A 25,185-nucleotide genomic window follows, 5' to 3' on the forward strand; every position below is an offset into this window, starting at 1 on the left:
CCCTTTTTATTTTCTCGCTCTCGCAAATATTTTAATCGGTGTTCCTTCAAAACCAAATGCATCTCGAATGCGGTTTTCTAGGAAACGTTCATAAGAAAAGTGCATAAGCTCTGGATCATTTACAAACACCACAAAGGACGGAGGCTTAATAGCCACCTGTGTCGCATAGTAAATTTTCAGACGCTGTCCATTATGAGTCGGTGTTGGATTCATTGCCACTGCATCCATGATGATATCGTTCAAAATATTCGTTTGAACGCGCATCGCATGATTTTCACTAGCTGTAATAATGGATGGCATTAACGTATGAATTCTCTTTTTCGTAAGAGCAGACATAAACAAGACAGGTGCATAATCCAGAAATTGAAAATGCTCGCGAATGTTTTGCTCAAATTCCTTCATTGTACGCTCATCTTTTTCAACAGCGTCCCATTTGTTCACAACGATCACAACAGCTTTACCAGCTTCGTGTGCATAGCCTGCAATACGTTTATCCTGCTCAATAATGCCTTCTTCACCGTCTAGAACAACAGCGACAACATCAGAACGATCAATGGCTTTTAATGCACGAAGCACACTGTATTTCTCTGTTGTTTCATATACTTTTCCTTTTTTCCTCATACCTGCTGTATCGACAATGACAAAGTCACGCTGATTGTACGTAAACATCGTATCCACAGCATCTCTTGTCGTACCAGCGATGTTGCTCACAATGACCCGGTCTTCTCCAAGCATTGCATTCACTAAAGAAGATTTCCCTACATTCGGACGGCCGATTAAGCAGAACTGAACAACTTCTTCCGCATACTGTGTATCCGGTAAGTTTTTGAAGTGTTCTGCGACAGCATCAAGCAGATCACCTAGACCTAATCCGTGCGTTCCAGAAATCGGATACGGTTCGCCAAACCCTAGTGCATAAAAGTCATACACGTCACTTCTCATTTCAGGGTTGTCCAGTTTATTGACAGCAAGTACAACTGGCTTTTTCGTGCGATATAAAATTTTTGCGACTTCTTCATCCGCAGATGTGACACCATCTCGTCCATTCACCATGAAGATAATGACATCCGCTTCATCCATTGCGATTTCCGCCTGATGGCGAATTTGAGCTAAAAATGGCTCATCTCCAATATCAATTCCACCAGTATCTATTAAGTTAAAGTCATAATTTAACCATTCAGCAGAGCTATAGATTCGATCTCTTGTTACACCAGGTGTGTCTTCTACAATCGATATTCTTTCGCCTGCGATTCGATTAAAAATTGTAGATTTTCCAACGTTGGGCCTTCCAACAATGGCTACGACAGGTTTACCCATAGTACCCTTCCTTTCAATCCAGCCGCGATTCAATATGTTCATCATCATGTTTCAACCGGGATTTAAAATTTTCATTCAGTTTTATGAAATAAACCCTTCAAACATGAAGGGTTCAACTTATATATTATATCAATTTTTAATCAGACCACAATGAATAACTTAAAAATGTTTGACAATCAAGTAAAGATCTTCTCCAATTCCGTGTGCAATTCCATCTAAAATGGCCTCTAAATTCATGGCGTACATGTCGAGTTCTTCTTTATTTTCACAGAAAAAAACGGCTGTTCCGCCCATGACCCGCTCTTTATTTGTTGTAGCCACAGCGAGTATAAATTGTTCAATGGTGTTCGCCATGCCCTATTACCTCACTTTCTTTTTTATGAACTCTGTCGGCATTCTGATGGCATTTTCTAAAATAGGTACTTCTTCCAATACACGGACAGCCAAATCTTCACGATACCATTGCGGTAAAATGAACACGCCAAGTGTGCCGTTATTTAGATCACGTTTTGCGAGCGGACAGAGCGATGGTTCACCAGAGTCGCGATACACGCCAAGTACGTTGGATAAATCAAATAAAATGGCTTGCCGCTGCCCAAGATTGGCAATCGTTGTGGCTGAGTTGAAATTTTTCGGCGTCAAAATAAAGCCCATCCCATGCTCTAAAATGAGCTTTTGCTTTTCGGGCAGTCCGATATTCATGATGTAAATATCATTCACATAAAGCCCTGCCCCATCAAAGCGAAGCTCTCCTTTTTGTATATTGACAATATCCTTTAATTGGCTGCCAGACATTAATAGCTTTGCCAAGAAAAAACAAAGAATACCGACCACTGTACCAATAACGAGCGAGAAGAAAATACAGGCTGTGGTAGTAATCAGTGCCGTGAGAATCGCAATATAATTCCGGCTTTCAAAGGCAATGGCTATGCCTTCTATATATGTACTGCCTCTTGAGACTAGCTCATATGAATCCATTTGAGTTAACGTATTTCTTTCCATATTGCGGACATCTCGGAATTGCGTGGCCGCCAGCGTGAGAAAGGTAATCGCCGTAAATTCCTCCTGAATGAGTGCAGGCATAATGATCGCACCAAGTCCTGAAGCGATAAAACCAAGCGCAATATGAATCACTTGTCCATGAATATACGTGGGGTATTGCCGGTAATCTGTTCTTAGCATATAAAGTCTGGCCGCCATCCCAAAGATGACACCAATAATCACAGGAAACGTATAATCCGTCATGTTGATTTTGCAGCCCCTTTTACTGGTTTTCTCGATGAACGGGCGTTCAAGAGCTTTTCAAGCTGATCGACACCTAATAGGAAGATGGACCCTTGAACAACAAGGGACAGAAAAGAGAGATCTCCTATGACAATCGATGATGTCAGGCGGTGAATCGTCAGCGCATAAAGGGCTTCGCCAAGACATACAGACATCATCCATAGGGTGACTCGTTCTGTGAAATGATGTCCATATGTCAAAGACATCAAGATCAGCAAGGCAAATACGACCCAATCCACTTTTATTAGCGTGAACCAAACCGGGTCATATAATGCAAAAATCATAAAAAAGGCATATGCGCTCACCATAGAGCCTAATTGCATGATTCTCATCATTTGATGGCCAGACCGGAATATAACGAAACCTGCACATGCATATAAAAAGGTCATCAAGTACCCCGCATTGAGGCTCATATCAAACATGGATACCATGAAATGACTACATATAATATGGACGAGGACACAAACGCCTAGCATACTGCGCCATGAGCTTTTTTCCATAATAAATGTCACCATAATCCAAACGAACCATATGGACCAATAATAGTACAAAGCCTCCAACGTCTCATCACCTCAATTACATTATGGGAAAATCCCCAATTTTTAAACGTAAGGGATCGCTTTGGACATTGTATGAAATAAACAAGAGGTGACACTCTAATAATTGAGGAGGGATGCATGATGGGAAAAGATAGACAGGAAAAACGCTTAAAGGCATCAAAAAGAGTGGAATCTGACCGTGATCAATCCATTCATCATAAAGGGGCAACAGCATTAGAAGGTCCAGATAGCGCACGAAGAAGAAATCAATAAAAAAAGGCATGTGATGACCACATGCCTTAGATGTTTAGGGGCTAAACTTGATTTTAGTCCTTTTTCTTCTTTGATCTTAGACTATAGTACGTTGTGTCGATGCCTCTTTCTTTGAGCCAATGACTTGTTTCCCCGGAAATGACAACCTGGGTTTGTCTCAGTTCTTCAATGGTCTTCACGCCAAGCACTGTCATCATCATCTTCACATCTTCTTGAAGATCTATGATATCAGCGATGAGGCCGCTCTCCCCTCCGCCAGTCAGTGATTTTAAGAAAAAGCCAGCTAGACCAGCAGCGGATGCGCCAAGAGCAATTGATTTTGTTACATCAAGGGCGTCTTGTATACCTCCAGAGGCTAAAACCGTTTGATCTGGAAAACTTGTATGTACTTCAGCAAGACTCGCTGCTGTTGGAATCCCCCACTGGTCAAAATAATGAAGCGCTTTTTGGCGGCGAAGATTTTCGATCTTTGAAAAGTTCGTACCACCAAATCCTCCTACATCAACGGCCGCAACTCCAGCACGAAATAACTTTTTTGCCGTTTCCTTGCTCATGCCAAATCCGACTTCTTTTACGACAACAGGCACACCAACTGATTCAGCGATGGCTGCGATGCGCTCAAGCGCCCCCCTGAAATCACGGTCTCCTTCAGGCATGACGATCTCTTGGATCACATTTAAATGAATCTGGAGCATATTGGCCTCCAGCATCTCGACTGCTTCCTTCGCTTGCTTAATCGTTGCTTCACTGCCTAAGTTCGCAAACACAATTCCATCTGGATTGACTTTTCGAACAACTTCATACGTACGTCTTTCTTCTTTATCTTTCAGTGCAGCCATTTGTGATCCTACTGCCACCGGAATATTCGTTTCCTTCGCTGCGATCGATAAAGAGCGGTTGATCTCATAGGTCGACTTTCCGCCCCCGCCAGTCATTGCATTGATAAAAATTGGCGAACCGAAAGTCAGTCCGCCAATTGTCGTATGTGTATCAATTTGTGATGTCGCAAGATCTGGTAGACCGACGTGAACGAAGGAAACATCTTTTAAACCTGTTGCTGCATGCTGTCCAGTGGACAAGGCATGTTCAATATGCTGCTTCTTTCTTTCTGCTCTCGTCAATTTTGATCACCAAATTATTTTAATTTATTAAGCTTATCGCCGATCAGGTCACCAAGCTGGAATCCGCTTGTGTTTTCTTCTTTCGCCTGATATTGACGATAATTCTCTTCGATTTGTTTTTCAGGATTTTCTTCTAAATCACGGATGCTTAATGAAATGCGCTCTTCATCTTCATTCACATCAAGCACTTTCACTTTCACAGTCTGCCCTTCTTCAAGGACTTCTTGCGGTGTACCGATATGTTTATGAGAGATTTGGGAAATATGCACAAGTCCTTCGACGCCTGGCAGAATTTCAACAAATGCACCAAAGCTCACAAGACGTTGAACAGTTCCTTCAAGCACATCACCTTGTTTTACCTTTTCGCCAATCTGGCTCCAAGGTCCTGGTAATGTTTCTTTAATAGATAGTGAGATACGTTCGTTATCACGATCAACAGCAAGTACTTTGACCTGGACTTCCTGGCCTTCTTCCACTACGTCAGATGGCTTTTCAACATGCGCATGGGATAGTTGAGAAATGTGAACCAATCCATCAATGCCGCCAATGTCTACAAATGCACCAAAATCAGTAAGGCGCTGCACTTTACCATCAATCACACTGCCTACTTCAAGCTTTTGCAGGAAGTCTTGCTTTTTGTCTAATTGCTCTTGCTCCACTACTGCACGGTGCGAGAGAATCACACGATTTTTTTCGCGGTCAAGTTCGACCACGACAAGTGAGAGTGTTTTACCTTTGTAGTCTGAGAAGTCCTCTACATAGTGCGCTTCTACAAGAGATGCAGGAATAAATCCACGCACACCAATATCTACGACAAGACCACCTTTTACAACGTCTTTTACTTCAGCTTCAAATACTTCTTTTGTCTCAAACTTTTTCTCTAGGTCTTCCCAAGCGCGGTCTGCATCAACAGCACGTTTCGATAAAATCAAAGCATCGTCTTCGACTTTTGTTACTTTAAGCTCTAACTCGTCGCCATCTTTCACGACATCTGATGCTTTTTCAACGTGAAGACTTGATAATTCACTGATTGGGATGATACCAGGCTGTTTCACATTGACGATATCTACATTGACATGCTTGTCCTCAACTTTAGAAACAATCCCTTTCACTACATCTCCAACCTCTGGTACCTGAACATCGATTTGATTCATTTCCTCTGTCATTTCGATAACCTCCTTGGTCCAAACCTACACAGCTTAGTTAAAACGACTGGGCGAATATGTGTCTTAAGCATGATGATTACCAGCCGAATATGTATTAAAGAAACATTCAAATCAACATAATTGCTTGAATGATCAATAAAAATAGTATTAGTATAAACTTCTAATAAAAGACCTTGTTTGTCAAGAGATAAACCTCTAACTTATTAAAGTTTTCTAAAATTTCTTACTGTTTCTCCACGCGGTCTGCTGCATCTAAAATTTTACCTGCTACCTCTTGAATGGAAAGAGAAGTTGTGTCAATTTCAATGGCGTCATCCGCTTTCTTAAGTGGCGAAACTTCGCGCTCAGAATCAAGTTTGTCACGTCTTGCAATCTCTTCGATCAGCTGATCGTAATTGACATCGTAGCCTTTTTTCTGATTCTCTTCAAAACGGCGTTTTGCTCTTTCTTCTACTGATGCAAGCAAGAAAATTTTCACTTCGGCATCTGGAAGAACGTGCGTACCTATGTCTCTTCCGTCCATAACGACACCGCCTTTTTGACCAAGCTCTTGCTGCCTGCGGACCATTTCTTCCCGAACAGCTCTGTGCTTTGCGACAACCGATACTTGGTTGCTCACGCGGTCTGTGCGAATATCCTCTGTGACATCGGTATTGTCTAGATGAACTTTTTGGCCCTCGTCCGTTGAGACCAGATCAATCACAGTTTTTTTTAGTAATGCATCAAGTGCTGTTTCGTCCTCAAGGTCTACACCATGATTAAGTGCCGCAAGTGTAATCGCGCGGTACATGGCACCTGTATCGATATAAATATATGATTTTTTTGCTGCGACAATTTTTGCCACAGTGCTTTTTCCTGCAGCAGCAGGACCGTCAATTGCGATAGATAATTTCTTTTTCATAATACCTCTCCTTGATTGAATCTCCCTTATGAATTGTAACACGATCACCGCTCAAACGGGGGAATTTTCTATCAATCCTTCTGCTTAAACGTTTCGATCCAATCTTCAATGCTCATGTTATTTACACCCTCGTATTGCACGACTTTTGACAAAAAGAGTTCTCCTTTTGTCAAATGAAGTGTGATCTGAACGGCTAATAATAAGACAAGCTGAATGAGCACCGCTTTCAATAACCATCTTTCCATTGTCTTCATACAAAAAGCCTCCACGCTAGATTCTTTCACCTCTAGTATGGAAGCTTTTAACATCCTTTATTCTTATGCTTTTTTTACCCGTGTTAAAAGCTGCTGCTGGAAGCAGTACTTCATAATGTGCTGCTGGTGGTCATTTGTAATCTCAGAAAACTCCATGATCGCTCTTGTTTTGCCAGTCTGCTCATCTTGATATACTCGATTCATCTCTGCAACCGCTTTAATTTTCACAGGCTCTTTCAGCGGAAGTTCAAACTCTGTGACCACTTCTCCGTATTCTTTCAATGAGACACCTTCAGGAACAGCAATAGCTAAGCCGCCAGCACTCATATTGACAATAAACGTGTCAAAGGCTTCTTCATCCGTTGGCGTGATCGTCGCTTTGACCATTGTATCGACTCTCAGGTATTCTCTGCGCTGAAGCCGAATCATTTCTTCTTTTGGCGGAATGGAAATGACAATCATCGGAATATCTTCTTTCCTCTTTCCGATGACTTCGCTTGTACATTTGTATGGAATTTGATTTTCATCGAAAAAGAAAACGGTGATTTCTGTTTGCTGGTTTAAATAGATCGTGCGGCCCGTTTCTTTATCAGCTGGATAATTAATGCAAATATCATCGTTATTATTTTCCAAAACTTTCGATTTTGCAGTTTTCACTTCTTTGTTCTCATTGACGTATTCAATTGTGATTGCATCCCCTATTTGTAACATTCCTCATCACTCTTTTCATCTGTGAAATCATATCCTCTCCTATATTAAACCATGTATAAAACAAAAGGAAAAGGCTTAGTCGCCTTTTCCTCGCTTCCTTTTCTATAGGTCTTTATATATAGGTTCTGCGTTTTTTAGTTTATCTACTCGTTCTTCTTTTCCAGTATCCGCATTAATGAACATTCGGTACGTATCATTCTTAATAGTTCCGAGGAACTCATAGCACAAAACTTCCTCTGACATATCATTTTGAACAATCGCTACATGAGAATCTTCGATTTTTACATGCTGATTCAATGTTTTCTTCGCTTCTTTTTGTGAGATTTTAGGTGCTTTTATGTCTCTTGTTTTATGATTCGTTAAATAGTCTTTCGCTGAAAATCCAACCACCTCACCATCATCTAATGCGACCTTCATGCGTATACTATCTGGATAAAGCAGTACATTTTTTTGAAGAGGTACATAGGTAAATACACCGATATTATCAAATTGCGCGCTTTCATCTAAATGGAACGACTCTGCATCAAATCCTTGCTTCTTTAAGAAGCTGAGTGCTTTTTCTGATGCATCATTTAAACTGATTTTCTGTTTTTTTACGTCTCGATTTTGAAGAAGGTAGACTGGGTGCCCTCCTTTTTCAGTCAAGTCTAAATAGAAATTCGCTTTACTATCAGGATCTGACATCGATAAGCTGTACACATCTCGATTGGTTTTGCTTCCGCTTTTTCTGACCTTAAAATGTTGATTATGATCAGGTGCGAATTGCTGGGCAATGCGTATCGCTTCTTTCTTTGAGATCTTTTTCCCTTTTAAATGATTGTAACCACGTGTTTCTGATTCTGTCGACACATTTGTCGGACCGAGATTGACATCCGCAAATGCATCTGCATTTCTCTCGACTGTTTTCAACCCGTCAATGATGGTGTTATCATTCTTTCGGTCGCCATCAGCAAGCGCCATTTCAACATCCATCCATTTTAAATTTTTATTGAGGACAAGGTGCTGTACTTGTCTCAGTTCGTTTTGGATATCAGCCGCTTGATGATATAAAGACGTAATGGTTTTGTGCGTATTTTTGTTTAATGGTTCATCTGATAAGGATTTGACTGATGATTTGTAGCTAAAGTCTCCGACATTCGCCAAAAATTCTTCCGTTTTGTTAAAAGGCATTAATGTGAGCGGAAGCTGACTCACATTGTTATGTGCTTCTGATGACATTCTCCATACATCTGCAAGTGCTGGTGAAATCGACGTTTGGCTGTTCATCGCAAGCGTTGCCCCAAGTTTGTCGTGCAGCTGATCCACTTGGTACGTTAAATCGTGAAAAGCCCTTTGATAGTTGTTCTCTGCGTGCAGCAGCACTGCGTCTTTTTCTTGATGCTCTTTATAGCCCCAATAACCTGTTGAGATGACAGCAATTCCTAAAATGGCAATCAATATTCCTCTGATCATTTATTTACACCTCTTTTTATTCGCAGAAAATATGTTTCCCGATTCGTTTAATTTGTGGTCTTCCCCAAATCCATGGACTTGTTGCTGTATCAGGATTAAAGTAATAGACGGCGCTCTCAGATGGGTCCCAGCCGTTAATGGCATCAAACACAGCCTTTTTAGCAGTGTCATTTGGCGACATATAAAATTGACCATCCGCCACAGCTGTAAATGCAAGCGGTTCAAAAATAACACCTGCGATCGTATTTGGAAAAGTCGGGTTGTTCAATCGATTTAAGATAACGGCAGCGATCGCCACCTGACCTTCATACGGCTCGCCTCTTGCTTCGCTATAAACAGCTTGTGATAAGAGCTGAATATCATTACTAGAAAAACCACCTGGCATGTTGGCTGCCGTTTGTTTCGGTGTTTGGTTTGCTTGCTGATTGCCTGACTGATTCCCAGTCTTTCCAGATGTCCCGCTTCCTCCGCTTTGACTTTTTTGATTCTCTTTTGCCCCTTGAGCTGTCTTTTTTTGTGAGCTTCTTTTCGCAGAAGCTTTTGTTTGCTGATCAAGAGGTTTCCCGCCATAATGGGTAAACTCATTCCCCTTTTGCAGCTGCTGCTGAACAAAGTCTTTATAGTATTTTGTCTTTTGAACTAATAGGCTTTTTGTTTGTTTACCTACAAGTCCATCGACCTTCTTTACACCATATTGGCTTTGAAAGTTGCGAACGGCCCAGTACGTCCCCCAGCCATATACACCATCAATTTTGCCATTGTAAAAGCCATTATATTGGAGCCGTGCTTGCAGCTCGACTACATCTTCTCCTGTTGCACCTCGCTGGATGACTTGACTGGTGAAGGCTTCACTTTTTTCAGCTGACATCAGTGAAGTTGCGAGTAGAACAATTGAGAAGATAAGGACGATTTGTTTCATGAAACGAGCTTTGTCCATATTTGATCCTCCTGTACTTTTGATGTTTGAATATATATTTCTTCCGATCCCTATTTTTATACATTCATCACAGGAGTGAATTGGATGAAAAGACAAAAAAAACGCCCTATCAACTGATAGGACGTTTTCCACATTAAATTTGCACCATTTTCACTGAACGGGCCTTTTTTGCTTTCCGCAGGCCAAACCACCATAAAAAAATCATGAATGGCAGCATAATATATCCCCAATTTCTCATGCCAAGAAGAATAAAATCATATAAGCCGTGAAAAAGTACTGGGAGCGTTAAAGATAGGATCAACCATTTCACTTGCTCTTTTTTTGCAGAGAAACGGGCTTTCCCGATATAAAACCCCATCACAACACCGAATAAAGCGTGACTTGAGACGGGTAATAAAGCACGGGTGAACGCATATTCAACCCCATGCCCGACCAAGTAAAGAATATTTTCTAATGTTGCAAAACCAAGTGAGACACTTGTTCCATACACAATCCCATCATAGTGTTCGTCAAACTGGGCATGCGCATAGACGCTGACCATTAAAATAAACCATTTTAATGATTCCTCTAAAAAGCCCGACGTCACAAATGAAATCAAGATAGGGTTCGTTGCGATATTTTCCTCTTGAAGGACATATTGAATAAACATGGTTGGAAACACAAGTATGACACCTAGCATAAAAGATCTGATGACCATGTGAACCGGCTCATTGTCGTACTGATCTTTCAAATAAAAATAACTTAAAAGTGCGATGCCGGGAGCTAAACCTGCTGAGATGATTGCGATCATAACCAGACCTCTTTCCCTACATTATCCTTCATTATCGTACCATGATTTACCCTTTTTTTATATGACTCGAGCCCATTTTTATGAAAATATTCTTCTATATAATCCCATTTTATATCAAAAAGAACCGAATCCCTTGTAAGGATCCAGTTCTTTTTTTATCCGTTCATTCTTTTGTTGATTTCTTCTGCAATAAGCCCCCCATGAAACCTTCCATTTTCAATGAAAATTTCATTGGCATTATTTCCAGCTGCAATGACTCCTGCAATGAAAATACCTTCTACGTTTGTCTCCATCGTCTGTTCATCAAATGCTGGACGGCCTGATTCTTGATCAATTGTCACACCCATTTTTTCTAAGAAAGAATGATCTGGATGATAGCCTGTCATGGCAAAAACATAATCACTTTTCACTCGCTCCGTTTGATCTTGCTGGTTTGTAAAAATCACCTCTTCTTCTGTGATTTCCTTCACCTGCGCTCCAAACTCCATTCGGATGGTTCCATTCCGCACAAGCGCTTCAAACTCTGGTAAAATCCAAGGTTTGATGCTAGACGAATATTCAGTTCCTCGATACAGCACAGTGACTCTGCTTCCGCATTTCACAAGTTCTAGCGCTGCATCGACACTTGAGTTTTTCCCGCCGATCACCGTCACATCTTTATCAAAGTAAGGGTGTCCTTCTTTAAAATAATGATACACATGAGGAAGGTCTTCTCCTTTGACGTTCATATAGTTTGGATGATCATAGTAACCAGTAGCAATCACGACATAATCACATGAATAGTCGTCTTTTGATGTGCTCACGGTAAAACAGCCATCTTTTTTCGTCACAGCGGTTACTTTTTCAAAGGCATGCACACGCAGGCTTTTTCGTCTGACTACTTCTCGGTAATAAGAAAGCGCCTGGATACGAACGGGTTTGCGATTTTCAGTAATAAAAGCGACATCACCAATCTCAAGCTTTTCACTTGTACTGAAAAAGGTTTGATGTGTTGGGTAATGATAAATACTGTTAACGACATTCCCCTTTTCAATGACAAGTGCATCAATTCCGATTTGCTTGAACGCGATGGCAGCTGATAGCCCGCAAGGGCCGCCTCCTATTATGATCGCTTTTTCTTGTTTCATTTGTTCCACTCCTGTCGTTTCAATACAATAACAACTGCTAGCTGTTTGATGATTTGTTCCATTCCATAAAAAAATCTCCTATTTAAGGATAGGAGATTTTAAGGCGCGATGCAAATAAGCCGCTTAAATCCAGCCTCTGAATCGAGAAGCTTCAGCCATTTTACGTACGCCGACCATATATGCAGCAAGACGCATATCGATGCGGCGGTTTTGCGCCATTTCATAAATATTATTAAATGATTTCACCATCATATCTTCTAAACGAGTTTCGACTTCCTCTTCAGTCCAGTAGAACCCTTGGTTATTCTGCACCCATTCAAAGTAAGAAACCGTTACACCACCCGCACTCGCAAGTACGTCTGGGACAAGCAGTACTCCACGATCTGAAAGAATTTTTGTTCCTTCAAGTGTCGTTGGACCATTTGCTGCTTCTACGACAATTTTGGCTTTAATGTTTGCCGCGTTATCTTCAGTGATTTGGTTCTCAATGGCTGCAGGTACTAAGATATCACAATCAAGCTCAAGCAGCTCTTGGTTTGTAATGGTATCGTTAAATAATTTAGTCACGGTTCCAAAGCTGTCACGCCGGTCTAGCAAGTAGTCAATATCAAGACCATCTTCATCGTATAATCCGCCATAAGCATCTGAAATCCCTACGATTTTTGCTCCGGCATCATACATGAATTTAGCCAAGTAGCTTCCTGCATTTCCGAATCCCTGTACGACAACACGAGCCCCGTTGATGTCAATTCCTTTTTTCTTCGCCGCTTCTTTGATGCAGATCGTCACACCTTTTGCTGTTGCAGTATCACGTCCGTGTGACCCTCCAAGAACAATTGGTTTTCCTGTGATAAATCCTGGCGAGTTAAATTCATCAATTCTAGAATATTCGTCCATCATCCATGCCATAATTTGAGAGTTTGTAAACACATCTGGTGCTGGTACATCTTTTGTTGGACCAACGATTTGACTGATTGCGCGAACATAGCCGCGGCTTAGCTTTTCAAGCTCTCTAAATGACATTTCTCTTGGATCACAGATAATACCGCCTTTTCCTCCGCCATAAGGAAGATCCACAATACCACATTTTAAACTCATCCAAATTGAAAGCGCTTTTACTTCTTTTTCAGTAACGTTTGGGTGGAAACGAATGCCGCCTTTTGTCGGTCCGACAGCATCATTGTGCTGTGCGCGGTAACCAGTGAAAATTTTCACTGATCCATCATCCATCCGTACTGGAATTTTGACCGTTAATAGACGAATTGGCTCCTTCAGCAATTCATACACTTCTTGCGGATACCCTAATTTGTCTAGCGCTTTATGTATGACGGTTTGAGTTGACTTTAAAACATCTAGCTTATCTTCTGCGTTATGAGCGGCGTTTTGATCGGCTGCCATTAAAATAAACCCCCTAGAAATCTTTCATGATCTACTGCTCCCTTTCAAGCAATAGTATACACCTTCGTACTGGTAAAGCAAAGGTAAAAAACGTTTTTTATCAAAATAAAATATCAGTGTTTATAAATATAAAAAAGGATATAAAAAATACTGTTGTTTCATCACAACAGTATTAAATATAATAGAAAAAAGTGATTAAAAATACATTTGAATCGTTTTCACTGCATCATCTTGCATGATCACTTTTCCATATTCTTTTAGCCGATGAATCGTTAATGTCGTAGGAGAACCAAACTCCGCTAAAATGGAAATGACTGTATCAGCAGACAGTTCTTCAAAATCATCTAGGCTGAGAAAATATTGACCTTCATAATGGTAAACTGTACCCCCTAAAAGCCCAATACGACTTAAACTATGGGACAGCTGAATCACATCTTCAAACGAGGCAAATTGATAGAGCACATGATTACTCTCGTCGAGCTTGACTTGCATCTCAATGTAATCTTCATCAAACTCATCATCATCAGCATCTTCCTGCTGACTCTTTGTGACAATGACGACCATCCCCTGCGCCTGAAGAGAAAATACTTCAACAGCAATCGGTCCACTCGCTTCAAAACCGAGCTCCTGATTCGCCTCGTTCATCATGTCTTTAAACAGCTGATGGACTTTGAACGAATCTTTCCAAAGGTCTTCTTTCGTAAGACCCCGGTCTGTCAGGTCATCTAGTGTGAGAAAAATTTTGATTTTATTATAATTCAGACGCTCCAGTCGCATAACGTTCCCTCCTGCCTCTTCTAAACACACATCATACTGTAGTATATGAGATGATGAGTCATAGGTTCTTAATTTTGTATTCAGTTTACACTGTGTCAAGACGGAAGACAAGCATGAAGCTATGCTTACGGTGACTTTTATGGAAAATATTGAGGGTGCAGCAAGTCATCGCGTTTTTACAGGCATTAAATAGATCAGATGGGTTTCTGGTTCTGCCCCGAGACGCATTGGAATCTTTGTTGTTCCATAGCCATTACTAATGAGAAAAAACGCGCCTTTGACCTGACCTGTTCTTCCTTTTTCATATGGACCAAATTTTCCGATTCGGATCTGACCTCCATGCGTATGACCGCTCAGAACAAGGTCGATTCCCTCTTCTTCACTCATCAAATGATGTACATCTGGGTTGTGTGATAAGAGAATATTCACTTCATCTTTCACAAACTCAGGCCGTATCGCTTCATAATCCGCCTTTTCAAGCCGAATATCATCGATACCTCCAACTTTGATTGGCTGGCCTTCGAAATCCCACACAGCCGTTTCATTTTGCAGAGTCGTGACATCATATGCATGAAGTATCTCTTTAAACTTCTGCTGGTGCAGCTCATGATCATTATTTCCCCAAACAAAATAAACGGGCGCAATTCTTGATAAACGTTTCACATTTTCTTCAATCCTGGCGTAGGGTACACCTTTTTCTGCTAAGTCCCCTCCTACCATAATGACATCTGGTTCTTCTTGTGTGACTTCTGCTAATAATGAGTCACTAATAAGACGCCGGTGTGTATCAGAAATAAAGAAAATCACTGCTGGTCGATCTGATTGAAGTGCCTCTATTGTAAAGTAATGCTTTTTGATGTTGTTTTGTTTTGCCGTTTTCACCATTTTTGCCGTTACACACACACCTGTTGTAACAGCCGCAATGGCGGCAGTAAATCCGATGGCATATTTCATCATAAATGGCTCCCTTGCATTTGTTTCGTTCATAAGACGCTTGAATGAAAAAAGACGTTTCAACTATTAAAACGTCTTTTTACACATTTATTTACTTTCATAATAGAGATTAATGTCATATTGCTTCTGCATATAGTGAAAAACCGCTTCACGCTCTTTCCACTGGTCTGATTGCGGCCATAAGTCTGTGCTTTTTTGTATAATCTCACATCTAAGCCGATGATATTCATCCTCAGCCTTTTCCTCTTTTTTCTTATAGTAATAAGATGCGTAAAAAGCAAACACCTCAGCCATTATCCAAAATAGAAAGATCTCATGACCAAGCAGTGTTGCAATCATCGCTTCCGGCTGAAGAGAGCCTCCCTTATTTGCCGTTATTACAAAATAAAACAAAAGAATCGCCAGCGACAATAGGGCTGTCCATTGCCATCTTTTGCACTGCTTAGCAAAGCCCTCATATTTGTGCTTTCTTTTGATCAACGTTTCCATCATTTTCTGTGTCGGCTGATCCATATAGCGGCTGATTACGTGCAATGTCATCACATACACCCTGTCCCTTTTTTCTACATATGTATGTGCTTTTTCATTCGATCATGTCAGGTAATTAGTTTTCCAATGGAATGTTGAGTACTTGACCACTGTATACACTGTTCCCATTTAAATGATTATAGGCTTTAATTTTCTCTTCACCCGATCGGTTTTTGTAATATTTCATCGAGATTCGATACAGGTTTTCCTCTGGGCCCACAGTGTGCTGTACGACACGAACCGGCTTTTCTTCCTGCTTCTTTTTCTCTTCGGCTTCTTTTCGTTTTTTCTCTTCTTGTTGTTTTTGCAGTGCGAGCTGCTGCTGTTCACGCTTTTTCGCAGCTGCGGCTTTTTCACGCTCTTCTTTCTCTTTAGCGGCTTTTTCTTTTTTCTTCTGCTCTGCTTTTTCTTTTGATCGCTGCTTTTCTTTTTCTTCATCTTTCTTTTTCTTCTCTTCATCAGACGCATCCGCTTTATCATCGCTAGCGTCATTTTTTGTTTCGACAAGTGCTGACGGAACTGGGTCTGTGTCAGCACTTGAGGTTTTATCGATGTATACACCTTGATTGTTATTATCGTTGATTTCCTTTGATGTGTAATAGATCAATAGAAAGAAAACAGTGATGACGATGATAGGAAAGATAATAGCCAATGTCGTAAACAAAGGATTGCGCACTTTTTTCGTGCGCTGCTTCTTATATTCATGAAAGTCTTCTCGTGTAGGAAAGTGAGAGTCATCAGAAGGATGTACTTTTTCTTCAAGAATTTCCTCTACATCGTCGTCATGGTTGTTTGTCAGCTGCTCCTTCTTTCTCTGCATTCTCGACATTTCTTCCATGTTCATCCCTCCCCTTATATTTCAAACGAATTTGACAAGCAAAGACTAAGTCAATGATAAAATGAGTCATGACAGGAACAAATAAATTCCCCGTCCACTCGTATAAAAGTCCTAAAAAAATACTAATGGAAACCACGAGGATAAACAAGAGTATTTTTGATAAATAGCGAAAGTGAAGAAGCGCAAACACGATGCTGGCAATCTCCAGCCCAAATTGCTGTTGAACGATTCCGCGAAATAGTATTTCCTCTGAAAAAGCGATGAGAAGTGCTAACCAAACAATATGCGGGATGCTTCGGTTTTTGAACATCTTTTCATTTAAACCGCCATCATCATACATATGAGCGGGAAACACCTTCATGACAATCGCATCCACAATGATGACGAGCAAAGCACCGCCAATTCCATATGTCAGAATGCGCATATCATGAATCTGCCAAAGTGCTGTAAAATCCATCCATTGATCGAACATAAATATGCCTAGTAAAAAAGAAACGATAAGCATGAGGAGCTGCGTGAAATACAGCTGTTCTACGACTTGTCGATCGGTTAATTTTTCAATGATTTGACGATGTTGTTCAATCAATGCTGCGCCTCTTTTGTCAGATGAAACATACGATCCAGCACGGTCTTCCAGTGTTTCATTTCATTCAGCTCCAATGATTGATCTTTTTTTTCATAATCAGACAGGTCAAGTCCGCAAGAAGAGCAGCAATGATCAGAGGACGCATGCTCTGTTTGATTAAGCTGTTCGTGAAAGTATGATAACAGAGATTGTCTAAAGCAGTCATGACCCATGATCCGCTCTTTAAATTGCCACACTTTTCTCAGCTTTTCAGTTTGTCTGTCCTGCAATTTTTCTTTTAGATTCATGAGGATTGCCGGGCGCTGTTCGGACTCATGCATCATGTAATAATGCGTCAGCATTCTTGCACGGGTCTCCTGAAGCCCTGTTTCCATTAATCGTTCACGTAATTTTTTTTCATCATTTGTCTGCATTTGTGTGAGCTGGGCTAAGAAGAAATCAATTTCTGGATCGTCAAATCCTTCTGCTTGGATCAAGTGTTGCTGAATATCTGCATCCTCTTCTGTATATAAAAGAATGCTCACACTGTTTTTCCCGTCCCTTCCCGCTCTTCCAATCTCTTGCATAAATGCTTCAATCGATTGCGGCGGGCTCATATGAATGACAAATCGGATATTTGCTTTATCAATTCCCATGCCAAAAGCACTCGTGCAGCAAATGAGATCAAGCTGACCGCTGATAAATTGCTGCTGAATGAGCATACGGTCTCCTGCATCCATTCCGCCATGATAAAACTCAACACGCTGATTGGTTTTTTGTTTCATCCAGAGTGCAAGCTCTTCTGTCATTTGCCGGGTCGGGCAATAAATAAGACCTGGTCCTTGCAGGAAGTCCGCAAGCTCAATGGCCCGTTTCTCTTTTGCTTCTTTCGATTCGTGCGCTTCTTTGACGAAGGCAATGTTCGGGCGGTTGACGGAATGAATATGAAAGTCAGGATGCTGTAATCTTAGCGTTTGCACTGTATCTTTTAGCGTTTGTTTCGTTGCTGTAGCTGTAAGAGCTAAAGCAACAGGATGACCTAACGCTTCTCTCCATTCTCCCAGCTTTGAATATTCAGGACGGAAATCATGCCCCCATTCTGATATACAATGCGCTTCATCGACGACAAACAGACCAATATGCATCGACTTGAGTTGTTCTAGCAGCACTTCTGACATTAATGCCTCAGGTGCGACGAATAAAAATTTATATGATGGCAAATGCCGAATGATATGTCGTCTCTCCTGAAAAGACAATGTGCTGTTAAGCGCCGCCACTCGTTTTTCTCCGCGCATTTTCATTCGTTCGACTTGATCCTCCATAAGCGATAAAAGAGGCGAAATAATCAGAACTAATCCTTCTGTCATATAGCCAGGAATTTGATAGCAAAGTGACTTCCCTCCGCCAGTAGGCAGCATGGCAACCGTATCTTTTTGATGCAGTACACTTTGAATAATGTCCTCTTGACCCACTTTAAATGTGTCGTGGCCAAAGTATCGCATGAGCGTCTGATGAAGCTTATCCATTTGCTTTCACCATCCTTGTCAGTGCCAATCGTATTTGAAAATAAGTAAATGGATGCTCGAGTTTTTCTTTAATCAGCTTCATTTTATTTGTTTGAAGCTCCCTGGCTACAGTAAGGATCGCCCGCTGCTCTTCTATACTCACATACGGATCTATTGAAAAGCTTGGCTCATGTATCGACAGCTCCACGATATGATCTTCGATCGTTGCCTTTTTTAGTGAACGAATGTGAGCAATCTGTTCAATATCAAATCCTTTTTGGACAAGCTCAAGTGTTTTATGGGTAGAAGTTGTTAACACGCGTTTGAATTCAAGGTCACCTACGAGCTGCTGCAAAATCGGTGCCTCACCTTTTTGGGCAGATTGAATAAAATAATGGAGTACATTCCAAAAAAGCAGGTACACATACCACACATCTTCTTTCATCCACTCCGCCATTTGCTGATACGTACGCCCGATTCGTTCATTTGAGGTCAATGAATAAACAAAAATCAGTGCCTCTTGATCGCTTAAACAAACAAGGAGCTTTTCTAGTTCATGATGCAGATCTTCTGAAAGCTTGCTTTTCTGCTGATGCTGTTTCAAGAAAGATTTCGTCCAGCTTTGAACCGAGACATCTCTTTGTATCGGAACATATTGATGCGATCCAGCCATATAGTGAGAAAGCACTTGTACAAGTAAAGAGAGCCTCATCCATAGCATCTTTGCTTTATCGTGATATTTGGCACCATGAAAATAAGCGGGCATCGGTTTTTCAGAAAAATGCTGGTTTAGCATTCGCTGCCCTGCTTCAGTGATGCTGAATGTCTCATCGTTTTTTCTAATGTAGTGCTTCTCTTCAAGCTTTAAAGCAGAACGATTCAGCAGATCCCTCGTAAACCCCGGGTAACAGCCGAAGTACCTGGAAAGCTCAAACAAGCTGGCATCCTGTATGGTTTGTGATGATTTTTTTCCTTTAAAAAGATGGTAGACAGCACTAATGGAGCGTTCGCCGTTCAATTTATATACGCTGTCCATTAACATGACATCCAAATAATGAAGAGTCATTCATCAAAGCACCTGTCTTCCTGACAAAATTCGAATATTTTCTCCCTTTATTTTAACAGATTTCATACAAGAAGAAATGTTTAAACTCAATTTATGGGGGAAAGTTATGAACAAACCCTTATGTGATAAGCATTCTCAATCACTTTACAGTTGAAATGTGAATTTAAAATCATTACAATAAGGTTTGAGGAAATTGTTTTTTATCGGTGAAACTAAAAAGGTTAAACCATGTGTTCCATCGAACTATCTGGGAGGTATTTTTTAACATGGCAAAATATACAATTGTAGACAAAGACACATGTATTGCTTGCGGCGCATGCGGTGCAGCTGCTCCAGACATTTATGATTATGATGATGAAGGCATTGCATTTGTTACGCTTGACGACAACCAAGGGACTGTAGAAGTTCCAGAAGTACTTGAAGAAGATATGCTTGATGCATTTGAAGGATGTCCAACTGACTCAATCAAAGTTGCGGACGAATCTTTCGAGGGTGACCCACTTAAGCATGAATAGTATAAAAGCCCCTTATGCAGGGGCTTTTTTTATATTAACTATTTTGAAGTCGGCGTTTATTTTCAAACCATGGACGCATTTTCACAAAAATGAAGCTAAACACGATGGTAATGATCATTCCTTTAATAAAGTTAAAAGGTAAGATCCCTGCTGTAATGGTCGTCTTGAGCGCATGATCAGATAGTTCAGGTGCGTTTAAAAACCATGTGTAAGCTGGCAGGAATAAGAAGTAATTTAAAATGCTCATCATCACAGTCATCAGTAATGTACCGATGATCATTGACCATGCCATCCCTTTTGCTGATTTAATTTTTTTGAACATAAAGGCGACTGGTAAGATGAATAATGTGCCTGCAATGAAGTTCGCGACTTGCCCAACTGGAACACCAGACATACTGCCTTGAATGAGATAATGCAGAACATTTTTTAATGCCTCAACTGCAATTCCTGCACCCGGCCCATAAATTAAAATCGCAATAATCGCTGGTATATCACTGAAATCAATTTTCAAATACGCCGGAAGCCCTGGGAAAGGGAAATCCAATAAAATTAACACGAACGAAATACTGCTGAGCATACTGGTGACGACTAAACGTTTTACTTTACTTTGATTCAATATTCTCTCTCCTTTTCGATCAAATCTTTCGAAAAAAGGATTGTTCAATTTCAGCCGCAAAAAAACCGCTCATGAAAACAGGAGCGGGGAATTTGGGCTAGACAAATAAACGTGTGAAAAACCATGTTTTCAACGTTTACGAACCTCCATCTTCTCCCATCCAGACTATACTGTCGGCTTCGGAATCACACCGAATCCTGCCAAAAAAGGCTCGCGGGCTTAGAGACTATGCTCATCACCGCCGGTAGGGAATTGCACCCTGCCCCGAAGATTGATCATTATTCAATTCGACATCATTATATATGATATATGAGCATTTGTACAGATAAAAATCCTGAGCAATTTCATCAGTTTTAAGAAATCGTAAAAAACTTAAAAATTATAATGACAAATGCGCAAAAATTGGTTATCTTTTGTTTAAAGGTGTCCATTCTTTATAAAGATACCAATAAATGTTCGTGTTTTCTTTTTCGCTTTACTGCTTTAATTTGATTGACACAGTGAAAAGGAATATGGTAAATTATCAGATATTTATGACGTTTATTTTAGGAGGAAATCTTACGATGTTTCGAGTATTAGTCTCAGATAAGATGAGCAATGATGGTCTTTTACCACTGTTAGAATCAGATTTTGTTGAAATTGTCCAAAAAAATGTAACAGAAGCAGAAGATGAATTACACACATTTGATGCCTTACTTGTCAGAAGTGCTACGAAAGTGACCAAAGAGCTTTATGAAAAAATGTCTTCATTAAAAATTGTCGGCCGTGCCGGTGTGGGAGTAGACAATATTGATATTGATGAAGCGACCAAGCATGGCGTCATTGTCATCAATGCACCAAACGGTAATACGATCTCCACAGCTGAGCATACATTTGCCATGATCTCTTCGCTCATGCGTCATATTCCACAAGCCAATATTTCTGTGAAATCAAAAGAATGGAACAGAGGCGCATATGTTGGTGCTGAGCTTTATGGAAAATCTCTTGGGATTGTTGGACTTGGCAGAATCGGAAGCGAAATCGCTCAGCGTGCAAGAGCATTTGGCATGACAGTCAACGTATTTGACCCATTTCTCACAAAGGAACGTGCAGAAAAAATTGGTGTCAATGCCAAATCACTTGATGAAGTACTCGAAGTATCAGATATTATCACTGTACATACCCCATTAACAAAAGAAACAAGAGGGCTTCTCAATAAAGAAACAATTGCAAAAACGAAAAAAGGCGTTCGCCTAGTGAACTGTGCGCGCGGCGGTATTATTGACGAGGGTGACCTTCTTGAAGCGCTTGAAAGCGGCCATGTTGCAGGAGCTGCACTCGATGTATTTGAGGTAGAACCTCCTACTGATAATCCGCTTGTAGACCATCCGCTCGTCATTGCGACTCCGCATCTTGGCGCATCGACAAAGGAAGCACAATTAAATGTAGCGGCGCAAGTTTCTGAAGAAGTACTTCAATTTGCAAAAGGACTCCCTGTCATGTCATCTATTAATCTACCAGCGATGACAAAAGACGAGTTCAAAAAGATTCAGCCTTATCATCAGTTTGCAGGAAAGCTCGGACGTCTTGTCTCTCAATCAATGAGAGAACCTGTAAAAGAAGTAAGCATCTCTTACGAAGGCTCTATTTCAAAACTCGAAACCTCCTTTATTACAAAAAGTCTCCTGTCAGGCTTTTTAAAAGAACGCGTCGATTCGACTGTAAATGAAGTAAATGCTGGGATGGTGGCAAAAGAACGCGGCATTAGCTTTAGTGAAAAAATTTCTTCCAGCGAATCTGGTTACGAAAACAGCATTTCTATTGAAGTCAAAGGTGACCTTTCAACCTTTACTCTAAAAGCAACCTACATCCCGCATTTAGGAGAACGCGTTGTTTCCATTAATGGATTTAATATTGATTTTTATCCAGATGGACATCTTGTCTACATCCAGCATACTGATGCACCTGGTGTGATTGGAAAGGTTGGACAAATATTAGGCGACCATGATGTCAACATTGCGACAATGCAAGTAGGACGTAAAGAAAAAGGCGGCGAAGCCATCATGATGCTTTCTTTCGACAAACATCTTGAGGACGAAATTGTCAAAGAATTAACCGAAGTGCAAGATATACTTTCTGTCCGTCTGATCGACCTATAAAAAATAATGTTAAACCTCATGCAAATGCATGAGGTTTATTTTGTTGAAATCATTAAACGGTCTCCCGTTCGAATGAGATGAGTAGTAAGCTCATTGATTTTTTTCAATTGTTCCACAGTCATCTCGTGCGCCTTTGCAATCGACCAAAGGGTATCTCCTTGTTTAATGAGATATGTATTTTTTTCATGCCCGTTTACATGAAGAGCCGGCTCTTGGAAACGATCCATCGCAATGATTGTGAGTGGATCTACCGCATCTTCTTTACTGACTGACCAATTACCCTTGTGCACCTCAAAATGCAAATGAGTGCCTCTAGAAGCCCCTGTGTTGCCGATAATGCCGATCGGCTGCCCTGCTTCTACATGGTCGCCTTTTTTAACAAAACGCTCGTGTAAATGTGCATAGACGGTTTCATATCCATTTGGATGCTGAATAAACACAACCTCTCCATATGTAGCAGATACATACGAACGCGAGACCACACCTTCACTTGCAGCAAATATGGATTCTCCTTCAGGCGCAGCTATATCTAATCCCTTGTGCGAGCCACCTCTTGTCCCAAACAAATCCGTGACTTCTCCTTTTATCGGCTCCACCCATTCGCTTGTTTTCTGTGCATGAGCAAAAGGAGAAAAAATCAACAGCAAAAAACAGCTGGCACATATGAAGCAATACCTTTTCATCAGTGACTCCCCTTCTTTGAGGTTCTTTTTATGACAGCTTAGTATACAGCAAGGAAGCTATTTTCTATACATCAAAAAAGAACGCAATTTCTTGCGTCCTTTAACGGTCTCTTATAACAACTGGATTCGGCAGAGCCGGCACCTCTATGGGTTCTTCTAATTCATATGGACCAACTTGATCTGCCCCCGCCTGTTGAATGGTGACCTCTGTAAAACCAAAATCTTTCGCTGAGAGCAGCAGACCTTCAATGAGTAGAATATGATCATTTGAGTCCGATAATTGCGCTGATGCTCCAAACGTGATAGTCACATGTTTTCCTTTAGTCGTCACTTCTTTAATCGATTCATCTTTAATTAATGGATCAAGTCCGGCATCACTTGTCCGCTTCATGGCCTCTACCGCATCTTCATACGAAGGATAATGGGTTTTTGAAGGCACTAAAAAAGTCCCGCTTTTGTTGTCTAAAACATAATAAGCGTGCTTTGTTTGTTTCTCAATCGACATTGTTCCAATGCGGCCATTTGCTCCTAATTGAAGTTGAGAACCTTTGGATGTCTTGACCTGTACCTGCTTATACTTACTCCATTTTAGCGTTTCTTTTACCATATCTTTAAACCGGTTGGCTTCTTTTAACGTATCGAGGGACAAATCATTTTTTAACTGAAAGATGAGTGTATCTCCTTTTTCTCGAAGATCTACCATATCAATATAAGATTGAAGAGGTTTTGTCATTTCAGGCAGCTGCACCTGCTCATATGTGTTCATCATTTCCTGCAAATGATCATACTCATCCTCTTTTTCAATGCTAATTGGAACTACCTGAGAGGTTGATTCATCTATGTATGCAATGGTCATATACTTTTGCTGCTGCTTACGAGAAACAACGTGTGAGGGCCCATCAGTCTGTTTGACCGCCTCTAATGTGGCGTTCACCTGACTTTTGTCAGCACTTGTTTCCACTTGCTTATGATGATCTTGAGCAGCCGGCTGAAATAAATGAGGAGAAATCAAAAACGCCATAAATAAAACCACAACGGTTGCGACCGCTGGACCAATCCATTTGGCACTTTTCTTTTTCTGCCCGCTTGCCATCAGCATCTGCTGGTATATCTGCTTAGATGAACGGTTGTCCTCCACCTTTGGAAGCTGACTTAGTAACACCTTGATTCGTTCTTCGCTCCAATCGGACCTGTTCGTTTTCATTCACTAGCTCCTCCTTCAAAAGCTCCATATGTTTTCGGAGCACTTTCAGGCCTCGGTGCTGCGTTGTTTTGACTTTGCTTTCCGAGAACTTTAGCGCCTTTGCCGTCTCCATGATTGAGTAGCCCTGGATAAATCTTAAAATGATGACAGCTCGTTGATCAATTGTGCAATGATCAAGTGCGGCATAGATTTCTTTTACATTTTCATCCTGTACAGCTAGTTCGTCTGGGAGCAAGTCTGGGTCCTTTACATCCTGCTTATCCCAATCAAACGTGCCGAGTACCCGTTGTCTAATGGTTTGCTGTTTGCGAAACCAATCAATCGCCACATGCCTTGCAATTGAAAACAGCCAAGTTTTCTCGCTGCTTCTTCCTTCAAAAGTTTTATATGAGTGAAGTACCCGGATGTAAACCTCCTGAACGAGATCCTCTGCCTGATTTTTATCTTTAACCATATAAAATAAAAACTGGTACAAATCTTGATGGTACGAATCATATATTTTTTGAAAGGTTTCATGCATAGGAAA

The 25,185-nt window shown here is 40.8% G+C and carries 28 protein-coding genes and 1 riboswitch; of the genes, 3 read left to right on the plus strand and 25 right to left on the minus strand.

From position 1 onward, the window contains the following. Positions 1 to 6 precede the first annotated feature (6 nt). The 4 genes from der to GKC25_RS09915 form a co-directional block, all read right to left on the minus strand. Positions 7 to 1,317, minus strand: coding sequence for a ribosome biogenesis GTPase Der (gene der, locus GKC25_RS09900; RefSeq protein ID WP_034661082.1), 1,311 nt, complete (start codon positions 1,315 to 1,317; stop codon positions 7 to 9). A gap of 159 nt (positions 1,318 to 1,476) precedes the next feature. After that, positions 1,477 to 1,671 carry a capping complex subunit for YIEGIA gene (locus GKC25_RS09905; RefSeq protein ID WP_003215794.1) on the minus strand — a complete coding sequence of 65 codons (195 nt, stop codon included), beginning with the start codon at positions 1,669 to 1,671 and terminating at the stop codon, positions 1,477 to 1,479. Positions 1,672 to 1,677: 6 nt separating this feature from the next. After that, positions 1,678 to 2,562 carry a YIEGIA family protein gene (locus GKC25_RS09910; RefSeq protein WP_034661083.1) on the minus strand — a complete coding sequence of 295 codons (885 nt, stop codon included), beginning with the start codon at positions 2,560 to 2,562 and terminating at the stop codon, positions 1,678 to 1,680. Further along, positions 2,559 to 3,161, minus strand: coding sequence for a YphA family membrane protein (locus tag GKC25_RS09915; protein ID WP_223249886.1), 603 nt, complete (start codon positions 3,159 to 3,161; stop codon positions 2,559 to 2,561). The genes GKC25_RS09910 and GKC25_RS09915 overlap by 4 nt, the downstream gene beginning before the upstream one ends. Before the next feature lie 120 nt (positions 3,162 to 3,281). On the opposite strand from GKC25_RS09915, the gene GKC25_RS09920 reads away from it, so the two are divergent. Then, the gene (locus tag GKC25_RS09920; protein WP_066030721.1) at positions 3,282 to 3,413 is read left to right on the plus strand and encodes a YpzI family protein; all 132 of its coding nucleotides are present in this window, start codon (positions 3,282 to 3,284) and stop codon (positions 3,411 to 3,413) included. A 53-nt stretch (positions 3,414 to 3,466) separates the two neighbouring features. On the opposite strand, the gene fni is transcribed toward GKC25_RS09920, so the two are convergent. From fni to GKC25_RS10005, 17 genes are all read right to left on the minus strand, one after another. Continuing rightward, entirely contained in the window at positions 3,467 to 4,534 is a 1,068-nt protein-coding gene (fni, locus tag GKC25_RS09925; RefSeq protein WP_342689787.1) for a type 2 isopentenyl-diphosphate Delta-isomerase, read from the minus strand. A 14-nt stretch (positions 4,535 to 4,548) separates the two neighbouring features. Continuing rightward, entirely contained in the window at positions 4,549 to 5,700 is a 1,152-nt protein-coding gene (gene rpsA, locus GKC25_RS09930) for a 30S ribosomal protein S1 (RefSeq protein WP_034661087.1), read from the minus strand. A gap of 223 nt (positions 5,701 to 5,923) precedes the next feature. Further along, positions 5,924 to 6,601: a (d)CMP kinase gene (cmk, locus tag GKC25_RS09935; RefSeq protein ID WP_034661088.1), complete on the minus strand. Its 678-nt coding sequence runs from the start codon at positions 6,599 to 6,601 to the stop codon at positions 5,924 to 5,926. Positions 6,602 to 6,672: 71 nt separating this feature from the next. Further along, positions 6,673 to 6,855, minus strand: coding sequence for a YpfB family protein (locus tag GKC25_RS09940; RefSeq protein WP_034661090.1), 183 nt, complete (start codon positions 6,853 to 6,855; stop codon positions 6,673 to 6,675). 63 nt (positions 6,856 to 6,918) lie between these two features. Continuing rightward, positions 6,919 to 7,566, minus strand: a complete 648-nt coding sequence (locus GKC25_RS09945) for a flagellar brake protein (RefSeq protein WP_034661091.1) — start codon at positions 7,564 to 7,566, stop codon at positions 6,919 to 6,921. A gap of 102 nt (positions 7,567 to 7,668) precedes the next feature. After that, complete coding sequence (gene ypeB, locus GKC25_RS09950; RefSeq protein ID WP_034661094.1) at positions 7,669 to 9,018, minus strand: germination protein YpeB; 1,350 nt, start codon at positions 9,016 to 9,018, stop codon at positions 7,669 to 7,671. Positions 9,019 to 9,034: 16 nt separating this feature from the next. After that, a complete protein-coding gene (sleB, locus tag GKC25_RS09955) occupies positions 9,035 to 9,955 on the minus strand; it encodes a spore cortex-lytic enzyme (RefSeq protein ID WP_034661097.1) in 921 nt (306 codons plus the stop codon). 133 nt (positions 9,956 to 10,088) lie between these two features. Further along, entirely contained in the window at positions 10,089 to 10,745 is a 657-nt protein-coding gene (prsW, locus tag GKC25_RS09960) for a glutamic-type intramembrane protease PrsW (RefSeq protein WP_034661098.1), read from the minus strand. Positions 10,746 to 10,900: 155 nt separating this feature from the next. Beyond that, complete coding sequence (locus tag GKC25_RS09965; protein WP_034661101.1) at positions 10,901 to 11,872, minus strand: YpdA family putative bacillithiol disulfide reductase; 972 nt, start codon at positions 11,870 to 11,872, stop codon at positions 10,901 to 10,903. A gap of 123 nt (positions 11,873 to 11,995) precedes the next feature. Further along, entirely contained in the window at positions 11,996 to 13,270 is a 1,275-nt protein-coding gene (locus GKC25_RS09970) for a Glu/Leu/Phe/Val family dehydrogenase (RefSeq protein ID WP_007500982.1), read from the minus strand. Positions 13,271 to 13,465: 195 nt separating this feature from the next. Next, positions 13,466 to 14,047, minus strand: a complete 582-nt coding sequence (locus tag GKC25_RS09975; RefSeq protein ID WP_034661102.1) for a genetic competence negative regulator — start codon at positions 14,045 to 14,047, stop codon at positions 13,466 to 13,468. A gap of 165 nt (positions 14,048 to 14,212) precedes the next feature. Beyond that, a complete protein-coding gene (locus tag GKC25_RS09980) occupies positions 14,213 to 15,001 on the minus strand; it encodes a metallophosphoesterase (RefSeq protein WP_034661982.1) in 789 nt (262 codons plus the stop codon). An 87-nt stretch (positions 15,002 to 15,088) separates the two neighbouring features. Next, positions 15,089 to 15,541 carry a DUF2663 family protein gene (locus tag GKC25_RS09985; protein ID WP_060596753.1) on the minus strand — a complete coding sequence of 151 codons (453 nt, stop codon included), beginning with the start codon at positions 15,539 to 15,541 and terminating at the stop codon, positions 15,089 to 15,091. A gap of 64 nt (positions 15,542 to 15,605) precedes the next feature. Then, positions 15,606 to 16,367, minus strand: a complete 762-nt coding sequence (locus GKC25_RS09990) for a LysM peptidoglycan-binding domain-containing protein (protein ID WP_034661106.1) — start codon at positions 16,365 to 16,367, stop codon at positions 15,606 to 15,608. Beyond that, entirely contained in the window at positions 16,312 to 16,953 is a 642-nt protein-coding gene (locus GKC25_RS09995) for a CPBP family intramembrane glutamic endopeptidase (RefSeq protein WP_342689788.1), read from the minus strand. The genes GKC25_RS09990 and GKC25_RS09995 overlap by 56 nt, the downstream gene beginning before the upstream one ends. Next, positions 16,950 to 18,458: a RecQ family ATP-dependent DNA helicase gene (locus GKC25_RS10000; protein ID WP_309415598.1), complete on the minus strand. Its 1,509-nt coding sequence runs from the start codon at positions 18,456 to 18,458 to the stop codon at positions 16,950 to 16,952. The genes GKC25_RS09995 and GKC25_RS10000 overlap by 4 nt, the downstream gene beginning before the upstream one ends. Continuing rightward, positions 18,451 to 19,503: a helix-turn-helix domain-containing protein gene (locus tag GKC25_RS10005; protein WP_309415599.1), complete on the minus strand. Its 1,053-nt coding sequence runs from the start codon at positions 19,501 to 19,503 to the stop codon at positions 18,451 to 18,453. Before GKC25_RS10005 ends, GKC25_RS10000 begins: the two co-directional genes overlap by 8 nt. A gap of 266 nt (positions 19,504 to 19,769) precedes the next feature. Between GKC25_RS10005 and GKC25_RS10010 the strand changes: the two genes are divergently transcribed. After that, positions 19,770 to 20,018, plus strand: coding sequence for a ferredoxin (locus GKC25_RS10010; protein ID WP_003215700.1), 249 nt, complete (start codon positions 19,770 to 19,772; stop codon positions 20,016 to 20,018). A gap of 34 nt (positions 20,019 to 20,052) precedes the next feature. Here GKC25_RS10010 and GKC25_RS10015 read toward each other — a convergent pair whose 3' ends face one another. Continuing rightward, complete coding sequence (locus tag GKC25_RS10015; protein ID WP_034661112.1) at positions 20,053 to 20,634, minus strand: ECF transporter S component; 582 nt, start codon at positions 20,632 to 20,634, stop codon at positions 20,053 to 20,055. Between the two features lie 144 nt (positions 20,635 to 20,778). Next, a riboswitch (FMN riboswitch) is annotated at positions 20,779 to 20,910 on the minus strand. A 287-nt stretch (positions 20,911 to 21,197) separates the two neighbouring features. On the opposite strand from GKC25_RS10015, the gene serA reads away from it, so the two are divergent. Then, on the plus strand, positions 21,198 to 22,772 hold the full coding sequence (gene serA / locus GKC25_RS10020) for a phosphoglycerate dehydrogenase (protein ID WP_095285345.1): 1,575 nt from the start codon (positions 21,198 to 21,200) through the stop codon (positions 22,770 to 22,772). A gap of 35 nt (positions 22,773 to 22,807) precedes the next feature. Here the strand turns inward: serA and GKC25_RS10025 are convergent, their stop codons facing one another. The 3 genes from GKC25_RS10025 to sigX form a co-directional block, all read right to left on the minus strand. Then, positions 22,808 to 23,455 carry a M23 family metallopeptidase gene (locus GKC25_RS10025; protein ID WP_095285346.1) on the minus strand — a complete coding sequence of 216 codons (648 nt, stop codon included), beginning with the start codon at positions 23,453 to 23,455 and terminating at the stop codon, positions 22,808 to 22,810. 100 nt (positions 23,456 to 23,555) lie between these two features. Further along, positions 23,556 to 24,659, minus strand: coding sequence for a sigma X negative regulator (locus GKC25_RS10030; protein WP_106039219.1), 1,104 nt, complete (start codon positions 24,657 to 24,659; stop codon positions 23,556 to 23,558). Further along, a complete protein-coding gene (gene sigX / locus GKC25_RS10035) occupies positions 24,571 to 25,179 on the minus strand; it encodes an RNA polymerase sigma factor SigX (RefSeq protein ID WP_034318821.1) in 609 nt (202 codons plus the stop codon). Before sigX ends, GKC25_RS10030 begins: the two co-directional genes overlap by 89 nt. Between the last annotated feature and the right edge of the window lie 6 nt (positions 25,180 to 25,185).

The sequence above is a fragment of the Bacillus pumilus genome (assembly GCF_038738535.1).
In the GTDB taxonomy this organism is placed as follows: domain Bacteria; phylum Bacillota; class Bacilli; order Bacillales; family Bacillaceae; genus Bacillus.